The organism is Flavimobilis soli (assembly GCF_002564025.1).
Taxonomy (GTDB): domain Bacteria; phylum Actinomycetota; class Actinomycetes; order Actinomycetales; family Cellulomonadaceae; genus Flavimobilis; species Flavimobilis soli.
In genome coordinates, this window is record NZ_PDJH01000001.1 from 2,774,387 (window position 1) to 2,786,986 (window position 12,600).

Consider the following 12,600-nt stretch of genomic DNA (forward strand, 5'->3'; position numbering starts at 1 on the left):
GTTCTTGTTCCCCTGGTTCGTGCGGATCGCACGGGTCTGGTGGGCCCGCGCGCGGACGCGCCCGGGCCCGTCCGCGCGGACGGACCCGGGCGCTCGGTCATCTCGTGGTGAAGATCGTCATCTGACCTTCGCGACCTTGGACTTGTACGCCGGGGCGTACTTCGCCTTCGCGATCTTGAAGTAGAGCTTGTCGCCCTTGCGCAGGTTCTTGACCTTGAACTTCGCGGACGAGCGGTAGCCGTCCTCGCGGAGCTTCTTGGTCGAGTGCTTGACGTACTTCTTCTTGCCCTTCTTCTTCACGTAGAGGGTCGCCTTCGCGCCCTGCTGGTACTCGGGAGCGCGGAGCGTGAGCTTCGCCGTCGCGCCCGCGCGCCAGGAGGACGACGCGAGACCGGTCTCGGAGAGGGAGACCTTCTTGTTCGCGGTGACGGTGAACTTCGCGGTGGCGGTCTTGACGGACTCCACGTACTCGGTGCCGACCTTGGCGAACTGCTTGACCGGGAACGTGATCTTGTAGACGCCGGGGGACGTCGCCGCCGTGACCCGGATCGTCGCGGTCAGCTTCGAACCAGGGACGGGGCTCGAGGGCCGGTCCCAGTTGGCGATGTAGGGCTTGGAGGGCGAGGCCTCGCGCGAGTGCACGAGCTGCACGTCCGGGTACTGCGTGGAGTACCACAGGCCGATGCCGTCGCCGGTCTTGTCGGTGTAACCGCCGTCGCTCGCCGGGCCCGACAGCGTCGCGATGATCTTGAACGTCTTGCCGCCGTATGTCGAGGAGGTCGTGACCTTGCCCGGGTTGCTCGCGATCCTCACCGCGTGCGTGCCGGTGGAGGCTGCCTGCGCGGGTGCGGTGGTCACGAGGGTGGTGCCTGCGGCGAGCGCGAGCGTGGTCCCGAGCGCAAGGGCGCGTCTAGTGAGTGTCTTCATCCTGTCCCTGTCGTTCAGCGGAGCCCCTGGCTCCGCGGCGTTGTCGTGCGTGGCAGGAGCAGCCCCTGCCCCAGGGTGAAGATAGTGACCTGGGGCACGATGCGCGCGTCGAGAACCGGCAAAACGGGCAGCGGGTTCCGAACTCGTGCTCAGGTCTCAGGATTCAAGACCTGCGCGGCCGCCCGGCGCGCGTCCGTGATGCGGCCGGGGTGTGGAACGCGCCCCTGCGTGTGGCATCATGGCCGTGTGATCGACCTCACCGTGATTATCGACTAGTGCGTCCGGCACCACCTCTGCCGAACGCGCTGACCCTCCGTCCCCGGGGGGTTTTTTTGTTGAACCGCGGTCGGTGCCTCGCGCGGCACCGGTCTCGATGTGAAGAGAGCGACCGATGAGCTTCCACGTGTACGACACCACCCTGCGCGACGGCGCGCAGCAGGAAGGCATGAACCTGTCCGTCACGGACAAGCTCGCGATCGCGCCCCTGCTCGACGAGCTGGGCGTCGGCTTCATCGAGGGCGGCTGGCCCGGCGCCGTCCCGAAGGACACGGAGTTCTTCGCGCGCGCGCGCTCGGAGCTCACGCTCAAGAACGCCGTCCTCGCCGCCTTCGGCGCGACGCGCAAGGTCGGCGTCAAGGTCGAGGAGGATCCGCAGGTCCGCGCGCTGCTCGACTCGCAGGCCCCGGTCGTCACCCTCGTCGCCAAGTCCGACGTCCGGCACGTGGAGCGCGCCCTGCGCACCACCGCCGAGGAGAACCTCGCGATGATCGCGGACACGGTCCGCTTCCTCGCGGGCGAGGGACGCCGCGTCTTCGTCGACGCCGAGCACTTCTTCGACGGCTACCGCTTCGATCGAGCAGCGTCGCTCGCAGCCGTCGAGGCCGCCTTCGACGCGGGCGCCGAGGTCGTCGCGCTGTGCGACACGAACGGCGGGATGCTCCCCGGCTGGGTCGGCGACATCGTCGCGGAGGTGCGAGACGCCGTCGGGCCGGACCGGCTGCTCGGCGTGCACGCCCACAACGACACGGGCTGCGCCGTCGCGAACTCCCTCGCGGCCGTCGAGGCGGGCGCGAGCCACGTCCAGGGCACGGTCAACGGCTACGGCGAGCGCACGGGCAACGCCGATCTCATCACGGTCGTCGCGAACCTCGAGCTCAAGCACGGGCGGGCCCTGCTCGCCGGGCGCGGCCTCGCCGAGGCGAGCCGCATCGCGCACGCGATCTCCGAGCTCACGAACATCTCCCCGTACGCGCGCCAGCCGTACGTCGGGGCGAGCGCCTTCGCCCACAAGGCGGGCCTGCATGCGAGCGCGATCAAGGTCGACCCGGACCTCTACCAGCACATCGACCCGCGAGCCGTCGGCAACGACATGCGCATGCTCATCTCCGACATGGCCGGGCGCGCGTCGATCGAGCTCAAGGGGCGTGAGCTCGGCTTCGACCTCGCGGGCCAGGGCGACGTGCTGTCCCGCGTGACCAACCGCATCAAGGACGCCGAGGCGAACGGCTACACGTACGACGCGGCGGACGCGTCGTTCGAGCTCATCCTCCGCGAGGAGGTCACCGGCGAGCGTCCCGCGTACTTCACGGTCGAGTCGTGGCGCTCGATCGTCGAGCGCACCGGCAGCCGCGGCTCCGAGACCGCGTCCGAGGCGACCGTCAAGCTCCGTGCCGGAGGGGAGCGCATCGTCTCGACGGGCGAAGGAAACGGTCCGGTGAACGCGCTCGACCAGGCGCTGCGTCAGGCGCTCGGTCGTGTCTACCCCGAGATCGAGAAGTTCGAGCTGATCGACTTCAAGGTGCGCATCCTGGACCAGACGCACGGCACCGACGCCATCACGCGCGTCCTCATCGAGACGACCGACGGGGAGCAGTCCTGGTCGACCGTCGGCGTCGGCCCGAACCTGCTCGAGGCGTCGTGGGAGGCCCTCACGGACTCGGCGATCTTCGGCCTGCTCAAGGCTGGCGTCAGCCCGCGCTGAGGGGCTTGTGCCCGTGACCGACGACACGGTGGCCGTCCGCCTGGGCGGGCATAGGCTTGGTGACCGTGAGAGGCGAATACAAGGTCCCAGGTGGCAAGCTCGTCGCGGTCGACGTCGAGACGACCGGCGAAGGTGAGGCAGGTCCCGCGCGGCTGACGCACGTCGCGATCTCGGGCGATTTCTTCCTCGAGCCCGACACGGCGCTCGAAGACATCGACGCCGCGCTGCTCGGGATGCCGGTCACCGCCGGCGTGACGCAGCTCGCGAGCGCGATCGAGGGCGCTCTCGGTGACGACGTGACGATGATCGGCTTCACCGCCGAGGCTGTCGCGATCGCCGTGCGTCGCGCGCTGGGCCACGCGACCGGGTGGCACGACCACACGTTCGAGATCGTGCACGAGCCCGCGCAGTCGCCCGCGATGCACATGGCGCTCGACCAGGCTCTCGCGGAGGCGGTCGACGCCGGCGAGCGTCGGCCCACGCTGCGCATCTGGGAGTGGGGCGCCCCGGCCGTCGTGATCGGCTCGTTCCAGTCCCTCAAGAACGAGGTCGACCCGGAGGGCGCGGAGAAGCACGGCATCACGGTCGTCCGCCGGATCTCGGGCGGTGGCGCGATGTTCATCGAGCCCGGCAACACGATCACGTACTCGCTCACCGTCCCGGGCTCTCTCGTCGAGGGCCTGAGCTTCGAGCAGTCGTACGCGTTCCTGGACGACTGGGTGCTCGGAGCGCTCGGCGAGCTCGGTATCAAGGCGACGTACCAGCCGCTCAACGACATCGCGTCGCCCGCAGGCAAGATCGCGGGCGCGGCGCAGAAGCGCCTCGTCGGCGGTGCCGTGCTGCACCACGTGACGATGGCCTATGACATCGACGCGGACAAGATGCTCGAGGTGCTGCGCATCGGCCGCGAGAAGATGAGCGACAAGGGCACGAAGAGCGCGAACAAGCGGGTCGACCCGCTGCGCTCGCAGTCAGGTATGTCGCGCGCCGACGTGATCGAGGCGTTCAAGGCGCACTTCCGGTCGCGCTACGACGCGGTCGACGGAACGGTGACGGACGCTGAGCGCGCCCGCGCCGAGGAGCTCGTCGAGACGAAGTTCGCGACCCAGGAGTGGACCGCGCGCGTTCCGTGACGCGCTCTCGCGGCGACTGACGAAGCGGCGGGCGTGCGCGGTGCGCGCGACCGCCGCTTCGTCGTCTGATCGACGGAGTCAGTGTCGTCGGGACTGGACGACGTACGAGACGATCGCGACGGCGAGGAGCGCGTAGAGCAGGATCACGAGCGTCGGGAGCGCGGGGGCGCCGACGGCGACGGTGGCCGTCGCGATGGCGGCAGCGGGCAGCGACACCATGCCGACGACGGCGAGCGCAGCCGTGAGGACGGCGTCGTCACGCTCGTCGCCCGTGCGGGTGAAGGCGCGGTCGAGCGACGTCGTCGACCCGGGGCGGCGCATGGCGCGCCACGCCGCGACGGCGAAGCCGGCGAGCGCGAGGCCGCCACCGACGGCGGCACCGCGGCCCATGTCGCCGGGGCCGTACCGGTTCAGGACGATCACGAGCGGGACGAGGACGGCGGCGCCCGAGATCAGGCCGGCGCTCGCCTTCAGGACGAGGTTGCGCTTGTCAGTCGACATGGAAGATCTCCTCGATGGTGGTGCCGAAGCGACGGGCGATGGCGAAGGCGAGGGGGAGTGAGGGGTCGTACTTCCCGGTCTCGATCGAGTTGACGGTCTGCCGGGAGACGCCGAGCTCGGCGCCGAGGGCTGCTTGGGAGAGCCCTTCTGCCTCGCGGAGCGCGCGGACGTCGTTGCGCATCAGGCGCCCTCGGTAGCCCTTGCCACGGGCTGGGTGCGCGCCTCGCGGCGACGGCCCAGGAGGAGGGCGACGATGCCGGCCGTGACGCCCGTGACGATGCCCGCGATGGTGGGGGCGGTCAGCAGGGTGCCGGCCTCGATCTGGCGGACGAGGCACAGCGCCCCGAAGAGCAGGGGCGCAGCGAGGGCGAGGTGCTTGCGGTTCATCGGGGACCTCCGGTGTCAAGGACGCTTGATGTGTCAAGGATGCTTGACGTTGCGGGGCTTGTCAAGCATCCTTGACACGATGTGCTGCACGGACCCAGGCAGGAGGGGGTCGGCTGCGCTGGCCTCGCGGGCCGAGGTGTCAGCCCCCAGCCGGCCGAGCCCCGAGGATCGCCGTCCCGACGCGCACGATCGTCGCGCCCTCGGCGATCGCGAGCTCGAGGTCGCCGCTCATGCCCATGCTCAGCTCCGTCGCCTGCGAGGTGCCGGGGGCGCGGGACGCGAGCAGGGCGTCGCGCAGCTCGCGCAGCAGCGCGTAGCCCGCGCGGACACGGTCTGCGTCGGGGGAGTTGAGGCCGATCGTCATGAGGCCGCGCAGGCGTAGCCCCGGCACGACGGCGACGGCCGTCGCGAGCGCGACCGCGTCGTCGGGTGCCGCGCCGGCCTTGGTCTCCTCGCCGGAGACGTTGACCTGCACGAGGACGTCGATCGTGCGCCCTGCCGCCGCGGCGCGGGACCCGAGCGCCTCCGCGAGCGCGTGGGAGTCGACGGTCTCGACGCACGTGACGACGTCGCCCGCGCGCAGCAGGGCGTTGATCTTGTTGGACTGCAGCCGACCGATCATGTGCACGCGCGGCCGCTCGGGAAGGGCAGTGAGCGTCCCGGCCTTGGCGGCGATGTCCTGGACCCGGCTCTCGCCCAGGAGCACGGCGCCGGCGCGGACCGCGTCGATCGTCCGGTCGAGCGGCACCGTCTTCGTCGCGACGACGAGGGTGACCTCCTGCGGGTCGCGCCCAGCGGCCGTGCACGCTGCCTCGATGCGGGCCGTGACCTGCGCGATCGCGGCGGAGATCGCTTCGGTGCTCATGATGCTCCATGATAGTCGCGCGGGCGCATGCGCCATGATGGGGCCCATGACACAGACGGCAGCGCGCGCCCAGGGCACCGAGGGCGTCGATGAACCGTCCGCGCGCCCCGCCGCGTGGCCAGCGGTCGCGCTCGCGGTCGTCGCGCTCGGCGCCTACCTGACGCTCAGCCTCGCGCGGTGGTTCCGCTGGGACACCCCGAGCTGGGACAACGCGATCTTCGAGCAGGGCATCCGCGGGTGGTCCCGTCCGGGTTGGCCGATCGTCGACATCAAGGGCCACGAGTTCAACCAGCTCGGCGACCACTTCTCGCCGATCATCGCGCTCGTCGCGCCGTTCTACCGGGTGTTCCCGTCGCCTGTGACGCTGCTCGTCGCCCAGTGCGTGCTCGTCGCGATCTCGGTCGTGCCGGTGACGGTGCTCGCGCGCCGTCGGCTCGGGGCCGTGCCCGGGCTGGCCCTCGGTGCCGCCTACGCGTCCTCGTGGGGCGTGCAGTCCGCGATCGACGTGCAGTTCCACGAGTACGCGTTCGCCGCGCCGATCCTCGCGTTCGGCCTCAAGGCCGCGCTCGAGAAGCGGTGGACGCCCGCGTGCGTCTGGATCGGCCTGCTGCTGCTCGTCAAGGAGGACATGGGCCTGACGGTCGCCGGCTTCGGGGCGGTGCTGTGGCTCTGGGGCGAGCGGCGGCGCGCGTGGCAGATGGTCGCGATCGGGCTCGGCGGCATGGCGCTCGTCCTCGGCGTGGTCATCCCGCTGTTCAACCCCCACCACCGCTACGACTACTGGGGCAAGCTCGGCGAGGACGGCGGCGAGACGGCCGCGACGGCGGGCTCGCTCCTCGCGGGCATGTGGCGGATCGCCACGCACTTCTTCGTGCCGGGGCAGAAGATCACGACGCTCCTGCTGATCGTCGCGATCTCGGGACTCGTCGCGCTGCGCTCGCCGCTCCTGCTGATGATCGTGCCCACGATGGTGTGGCGGTACGCCGGCTCGACCGAGTTCTACTGGGGCCCGACCTGGCACTACTCGCTCATCCTCATGCCGATCGTGTTCGTCGCGGCGATCGACGGCTGCGAGCGGTTGCGCGCGTCGCGGTCCCGCGCCCTGCGCGGGTACGGCCGCGCCGCGCCGGCGGTCATGGTGCTCGTGAGCGCCGCGCTCGTGCCCTCCTTCCCGTTCGGCGACCTCGCGGACCCGAAGACCTACGAGGTGCCGGAGCACGCGGCCGCCGGCCAGGCAGCCCTCGACTCGATCCCGGCGGGCGCGTCCGTGACGACGGACCTCGGCCTGATCGTGCGGCTCGCGACCGAGCACCGGGCGTACTGGGTGGGCACGGAGGGCAACCCCGCGACCGACTACGTCGCGATCCGCACCGACTACGGTTGGGGCGCGGACGCGCCGACCGACGCGGCCGCGTACGCCGAGCTGCTGTATCCGGGCCACACGTACGAGACGGTGTTCGACGACGGTGGCTACCTCGTCGCCCGCCGCACCTCCTAGCTCCCGTTCCCATCGAGAGGACACTCGTGCGCACGATCCTCAATGTCGTCTGGCTCGTCTTCGCGGGCTTCTGGCTCGCGGTCGGCTACCTCGTCGCCGGGGTGATCTGCTGCCTGCTGATCGTCACGATCCCGTTCGGCATCGCCTCGTTCCGTATCGCCACCTATGTCCTGTGGCCGTTCGGCCGGACGGTCGTGCCCAAGCCGGGCGTACGTGTGGGCGCGACGATCGGGAACGTGATCTGGTTCGTCGTCGCCGGGTGGTGGCTCGCGCTCGAGCATCTCGTCACCGGCATCACGCTGTGCCTGACGATCATCGGCATCCCGATGGGCATCGCCTGCTTCAAGCTGATCCCCGTGTCGCTCGTCCCGCTCGGCAAGGACATCGTGCCGACGGGCCGCGCCGGGTTCTGAGCTGGCGCGGCAGGCCTAACGGCGCGCCTCCTGGCCTATCGGCGCCACGGCGGCGCCCGTCAGCGTGACGAGGTCGCCGGGCGCGAGGCTGAGGTCGAGCCCGCGTCGGCCGCCCGAGACGAGCACCGTCTCGTGCTCCAGCGCGCTCTCGTCGACGACCGTGCGCAGCTTCTGCCGCTGCCCGAGCGGGGAGATCCCGCCGACGACGTAGCCCGTCGCGCGCTCTGCCGCAGCGGGTTCAGCCATGACGGCCTTCTTCGCGCCGACCGCGTGCGCGAGCGCCTTGAGGTTGAGCTGCCCCGAGACGGGGACGACGCCGACGACGAGCGCGCCGTCGGCCACCGCGAGGAGCGTCTTGAAGACCCGCGCAGGGTCGACGCCGATCGCGTTCGCCGCCTCGAGCCCGTAGCCGAGGTCGCTGCGCGGGTCGTGCTCGTAGACGTGCACCGTGTGCGCGATCCCCGCCGCCTCGAGGGCCGCGATCGCCGGGGTCCCGCCGCGCGCCGCGGCCGACTTCTTCGCCATGCGGCCGACGATAACCGTTCGAGGCTCCGGTGCCGGACGTGGTTTCATGGCGAGATGCCGCTGCCTGGAACCCCCCGATTCCCCGACGACGTCCCGACCCTCACCGCCGGGGACGTGACGCTCCGCGTGCACCGCGCGGAGGACGCACCGGACGCCGTCGTGCAGTGCACGGACCCCGTCTCGGTCCGGTGGACCACCGTGCCGCACCCGTACGACCTCGAGATGGCGAAGGGCTGGCTCGGGCAGGTCGTCCCGGGCGGTTGGGAGTCGGGGAGCGAGCACGCGTTCGCGATCGAGACGACGCACCCCGACGGCGTGCGCCGCTTCTCCGGCACGGTCTCGCTGCGCGACGCCGGCCCGGGGCGCGGCGAGATCGCGTTCGGCGCGCACCCCGACGTCCGCGGGCGCGGTGTCATGACGACCGCCGTCGACCTGCTGATGCGCTACGCGTTCGACACGCTCGGCCTGCGTGTCCTCGTCTGGTACGCGAACGTCGGCAACGTCGGCTCGCGCCGTGTCGCCTGGAAGAGCGGCTTCACGTTCGGCGGCACGATGCACGCATGGCTCGACCACCGCGGCGAGACGACCGACGCGTGGGTCGCGACGCGGCACCGCGACGACCCGGCCGGGCCACGAGGCCCGTGGGACGACGGCTCGGGCCAGTCGGCCTGATCCCAGCGACGCATGCGCGGGCGTGCACCGTCAGAGCGTGCCCACCTCGGTCACCTGGAGCACGACCTCACCGGCTTCGTCCGACGCGTCGAGGTCGACGACGGCGCGGATGTGCCACGCCCGGTCGCCGTCCGGGTCGTCGAGGACCTGCCGGACAGCCCAGCGGCGCGGGTCTCCGTCGACCTGCTCGGTGATCTCCACGAGCTTCGGCGACCGTGCCGCGCCGGTGATGCCGATCGCGTCGTCGCCGTACTCCTCGAACATCGGGTCGAGCGCGTCCGCCCACGCGTCGGCGTCCCAGCCGGCTGCGGCGTCGAGCGCGCCGAGCGTCGAGTACGCCTCGCGCGACGCCAGCTCGACGCGGCGGAACATGGCGTTGCGGACGAGCACGCGGAACGAGCGGACGTTGCCCGTGACGGGACGCGCGGGCGCCTCCGCGCCGGTGCCCGAGAGGGGGCCATCGCCGGTGAGCGTGTCCGCGTCGTCGTCGACCGGGTTGGCGAGCCGCTCCCACTCGTCGAGCAGGCTCGAGTCCGTGCCGTGCACGACCTCGCCGAGCCACTCGACGAGCTCCTCGACCTCCTCGGTGCGGTGCTCGGCGGCGACCGTCTGCCGCAGCGTGCGGTACGCGTCAGCGAGGTAGCGCAGGAGCACGCCCTCGGTGCGGTCCAGCTGGTAGCGCGACACGAACTCCGAGAACGTCTGCGCCCGCTCGATCATGTCCCGCACGACCGACTTCGGGCTCAGCTCCTGGTCCGCGACCCACGGGTTGCCCTTCTTGTACGCCGCGAACGCGGGCACGAGCAGGTCCTCGAGCGGCTTGGGCCACGAGACCTCCTCGAGCATCGCCATCCGCTCCTCGTACTCGTAGCCCTCTGCCTTGAGCGCGCCGATCGCCTCGCCCCGGGCCGCCCGCTCCTGCGCGTACAGTACCTGCCGCGGGTCCGAGAGCGTCGCCTCGACGATCGAGACGACGTCGAGCGCGTGAGTCGGGGAGTCGACGTCGAGCAGCTCCTGAGCGGCGAGCGCGAACGGAGACAGCGGCTGGTTGAGCGCAAAGTCCCGCGGCAGGTCGACCGTGAGGCGCACCGTCGGGCGCGTGACGCCATCGGGCCCCGTCACGCGGGACTTCTCGACGATGCCCGCCTGCCGCAGGGAACGGTAGATGCGGAACACCTGGCGCACGTGCCGCGCCTTCGCTGCCTCCGCGTCGTGGTTGGCGGTGAGCAGGTGGCGCATCGCCGTGATCGCGGCGGTCCCGTCGTCGTCCCGCTCGGCGCGGGCCAGCACGTTGAGGACCATCGCGTGGTTGACCGTGAAGTGGCTCGTGAGCGGCTCCGGATCGGCGTCGCGCAAGCGCTCGAACGTCTTGTCGGTCCAGTTGACCGACCCTTCCGGGGCCTTCTTGCGGACGATCTTCTTGAGCTTCTTCGGGTCGTCGCCCGCCTTGGCGAGCAGCTTGCGGTTCTCGATGACGTGCTCGGGCGCCATGACCAGCACGTCGCCGACGGTGTCGAAGCCGGCACGCCCGGCACGCCCGGCGATCTGGTGGAACTCGCGCGCCGTGAGGTGGCGCATGCGCTCGCCGTCGTACTTCACGAGGGAGGTGAAAAGCACGGTGCGGATCGGCACGTTGATGCCGACGCCGAGCGTGTCCGTCCCGCACACGACCTTGAGCAGGCCCTGCTGCGTGAGGCGCTCGACGACGCGGCGGTACTTCGGCAGCATTCCCGCGTGGTGCACGCCGATGCCGGCACGCAAGAACTTGCTGAGCACCCGGCCGAAGCCGGACGAGAACCGGAAGTCTCCGAGCTCCGTGGCGATCGCGTCGCGCTCCGCGCGCGTCGCGACATTCATGGAGAGCAGGGCCTGCGCTCGGTCGACGGCGTCCTTCTGCGTGAAGTGCACGATGTAGACGGGCGCGCGGTGGGTCTGCACGAGCTCCTCGATGACGTCGCCGAGCGGCTCGACGACGTACTCGAAGCTGAGCGGCACGGGACGCTCGGCACCCGTGACGAGCGCGACCGGACGACGCGTGCGCTTCTCGATGTCCTCGACGAAGAACGACGTGTCACCGAGCGTCGCGCTCATCAGCAGGAACTGGGTGTCGGGCAGCTCGAGGAGCGGCACCTGCCACGCCCAGCCGCGCTGCGGGTCGGCGTAGAAGTGGAACTCGTCCATGACGACCTGGGAGATCGCGTCCTGGCCGGAGCGCGTGCCGCCGTCGCGCAGCGCGATGTTCGCGAGGATCTCCGCCGTGCAGCAGATGATCGGCGCCTCCGGGTTCACCGCAGAGTCGCCCGTCATCATGCCGACGTTCTCGGAGCCGAACACGTCGACGAGCGCGAAGAACTTCTCGCTCACGAGCGCCTTGAGCGGCGCCGTGTAGTAGGTCCGCCCGCCCGTGCCCGCGCGGAACGCGGCGAGGGCCGCGAAGTGCGCGCCCATCGCGACGAGCGACTTGCCCGACCCGGTCGGCGTCGACAGGATCACGTGCGATCCCGAGACAAGCTCCATGAGCGCCTCGGACTGCGCCGGGTACAGCGCGAGCCCTCGTCCGGCCGTCCACTCCTCGAACGCCTCGAACAGGTCGTCAGCGTCGGTCGAGTCGGGGAGGGCAGCGGTCAGGCTCGCGGTGTGGATGCTCATCGTGGCTCCATCGTCTCAGGCATGAGCACCCTCGCGCTCACGGGTCCCCGGTCAGGCCGCCGGGCGCGGACGCGCCTTCGCCCGCAGACGCAGCAGGAGGACGCCGTTGGCGAGGTCGGGGACGGCGTCGAGCAGCACGAGCGCGCCGGCCGCCCACAGCGGCCACACGACGCCGCCGATCGAGACGCCGGACGCTGCCGCGACGCACAGCGCGGCGCCGACCGCAGCCTCCGCCGCGGAAACGGCGACGAGCACACCCGGACGGTGCCACAGCCACCTGCGGTAGCGCGCGTACCTGCCGTCGCCCTGCGGTTCCTCGGTCAGGATCGCGTAGATGCCGCGCGAGATCGCACCGCCCGCGCTGCTCTCGGGCTCGACCTGCTCCGCACCCGGCGCGGTGAGCCAGCGGCCCGGCGCCGCAGACGGCTCCTGGTCCACGTCCTCGACCAGCTCGGCGAGCCCCGCCGGAATACCGAGGGCGGCAGCGGCGTCGGCGAGGAGAGTCTCGGGGACGAGCGGCAGGCTCTCGAGCGCCGCGCGGCTGGCAGCATCGACGCGTCCCGTCTCGGGGACGTCCCGGTACCCGGTGCTGCCCAGCTCGGCGGCGAGACGTGACGCGGGCGTGCCCGCGGGATCGTCGAGGACCGACGTCGTGCGCGGGCCCACGCCCACCTGGCCAGTGACCGGGGCGAGGCGCCGACGGTCATACCACCGGACCTGGCGCGCGACGTCCTCGAACGCCGGGCCCGGCTGCAGGTCCCCAGCCGAGCTGATCAGGACTCGCTCGTCCTCCCCGGCGGCGAGCACCGCGACCACGCAGCCGTCCCCGCTGGCGGAGCCGTCGACGACGGCCGCGACGACACGTCCCCCGCGCAGGACGTCGACGACCTCGTCGATGCGCACCGGGCCGTCAGGACGTGGCCGCACGCGCAGCTCGATCGTCGAGTGATCAGGGATCCGGGCGTCGTCGTCGGACGGGGAACGGGTGGTGGCGTGAGTGCTCATCTGTCCTCCGGGGTCGGGACGAAGGCACCATCATGCCTGAGCAG

Annotated in this window: 13 protein-coding genes; 5 read left to right on the forward strand and 8 right to left on the reverse strand. The window is 71.3% G+C overall.

The window, feature by feature from the left end:
- Positions 1 to 117 precede the first annotated feature (117 nt).
- Positions 118 to 927, reverse strand: a complete 810-nt coding sequence (locus ATL41_RS12455; RefSeq protein ID WP_098458757.1) for a hypothetical protein — start codon at positions 925 to 927, stop codon at positions 118 to 120.
- A 391-nt stretch (positions 928 to 1,318) separates the two neighbouring features.
- Here ATL41_RS12455 and cimA point away from each other — a divergent pair, with 391 nt between their 5' ends.
- Together cimA and lplAB are read left to right on the forward strand one after the other, a co-directional pair.
- Positions 1,319 to 2,908 carry a citramalate synthase gene (cimA, locus tag ATL41_RS12460; RefSeq protein ID WP_098458758.1) on the forward strand — a complete coding sequence of 530 codons (1,590 nt, stop codon included), beginning with the start codon at positions 1,319 to 1,321 and terminating at the stop codon, positions 2,906 to 2,908.
- Positions 2,909 to 2,973: 65 nt separating this feature from the next.
- Entirely contained in the window at positions 2,974 to 4,041 is a 1,068-nt protein-coding gene (gene lplAB, locus ATL41_RS12465; protein WP_098459098.1) for a lipoate-protein ligase LplAB, read from the forward strand.
- A 78-nt stretch (positions 4,042 to 4,119) separates the two neighbouring features.
- On the opposite strand, the gene ATL41_RS12470 is transcribed toward lplAB, so the two are convergent.
- The 4 genes from ATL41_RS12470 to ATL41_RS12485 all read right to left on the reverse strand — a co-directional run bounded on the left by ATL41_RS12470 (position 4,120) and on the right by ATL41_RS12485 (position 5,794).
- Positions 4,120 to 4,542 (reverse strand): hypothetical protein, encoded by a 423-nt coding sequence (locus tag ATL41_RS12470; RefSeq protein WP_098458759.1) that lies wholly within the window; start codon positions 4,540 to 4,542, stop codon positions 4,120 to 4,122.
- Complete coding sequence (locus ATL41_RS12475) at positions 4,532 to 4,723, reverse strand: helix-turn-helix transcriptional regulator (RefSeq protein WP_098458760.1); 192 nt, start codon at positions 4,721 to 4,723, stop codon at positions 4,532 to 4,534. Before ATL41_RS12475 ends, ATL41_RS12470 begins: the two co-directional genes overlap by 11 nt.
- On the reverse strand, positions 4,723 to 4,929 hold the full coding sequence (locus ATL41_RS12480) for a hypothetical protein (RefSeq protein ID WP_098458761.1): 207 nt from the start codon (positions 4,927 to 4,929) through the stop codon (positions 4,723 to 4,725). Before ATL41_RS12480 ends, ATL41_RS12475 begins: the two co-directional genes overlap by 1 nt.
- A 139-nt stretch (positions 4,930 to 5,068) precedes the next feature.
- Complete coding sequence (locus tag ATL41_RS12485; RefSeq protein ID WP_245854835.1) at positions 5,069 to 5,794, reverse strand: YggS family pyridoxal phosphate-dependent enzyme; 726 nt, start codon at positions 5,792 to 5,794, stop codon at positions 5,069 to 5,071.
- Between the two features lie 46 nt (positions 5,795 to 5,840).
- Here ATL41_RS12485 and ATL41_RS12490 point away from each other — a divergent pair, with 46 nt between their 5' ends.
- Both ATL41_RS12490 and ATL41_RS12495 read left to right on the forward strand, forming a co-directional pair.
- The gene (locus ATL41_RS12490) at positions 5,841 to 7,292 is read left to right on the forward strand and encodes a DUF2079 domain-containing protein (protein ID WP_169924565.1); all 1,452 of its coding nucleotides are present in this window, start codon (positions 5,841 to 5,843) and stop codon (positions 7,290 to 7,292) included.
- A 26-nt stretch (positions 7,293 to 7,318) separates the two neighbouring features.
- Positions 7,319 to 7,705: a YccF domain-containing protein gene (locus ATL41_RS12495; RefSeq protein ID WP_098458763.1), complete on the forward strand. Its 387-nt coding sequence runs from the start codon at positions 7,319 to 7,321 to the stop codon at positions 7,703 to 7,705.
- A gap of 15 nt (positions 7,706 to 7,720) precedes the next feature.
- Here the strand turns inward: ATL41_RS12495 and ybaK are convergent, their stop codons facing one another.
- Positions 7,721 to 8,230, reverse strand: a complete 510-nt coding sequence (gene ybaK / locus ATL41_RS12500) for a Cys-tRNA(Pro) deacylase (RefSeq protein ID WP_098458764.1) — start codon at positions 8,228 to 8,230, stop codon at positions 7,721 to 7,723.
- A gap of 54 nt (positions 8,231 to 8,284) precedes the next feature.
- Between ybaK and ATL41_RS12505 the strand changes: the two genes are divergently transcribed.
- A complete protein-coding gene (locus ATL41_RS12505) occupies positions 8,285 to 8,902 on the forward strand; it encodes a GNAT family N-acetyltransferase (protein ID WP_098458765.1) in 618 nt (205 codons plus the stop codon).
- Between the two features lie 30 nt (positions 8,903 to 8,932).
- Here ATL41_RS12505 and ATL41_RS12510 read toward each other — a convergent pair whose 3' ends face one another.
- Both ATL41_RS12510 and ATL41_RS12515 read right to left on the reverse strand, forming a co-directional pair.
- Positions 8,933 to 11,551 (reverse strand): DEAD/DEAH box helicase, encoded by a 2,619-nt coding sequence (locus ATL41_RS12510; protein WP_098458766.1) that lies wholly within the window; start codon positions 11,549 to 11,551, stop codon positions 8,933 to 8,935.
- 51 nt (positions 11,552 to 11,602) lie between these two features.
- Entirely contained in the window at positions 11,603 to 12,556 is a 954-nt protein-coding gene (locus ATL41_RS12515) for a hypothetical protein (RefSeq protein ID WP_098458767.1), read from the reverse strand.
- Positions 12,557 to 12,600 lie beyond the last annotated feature (44 nt).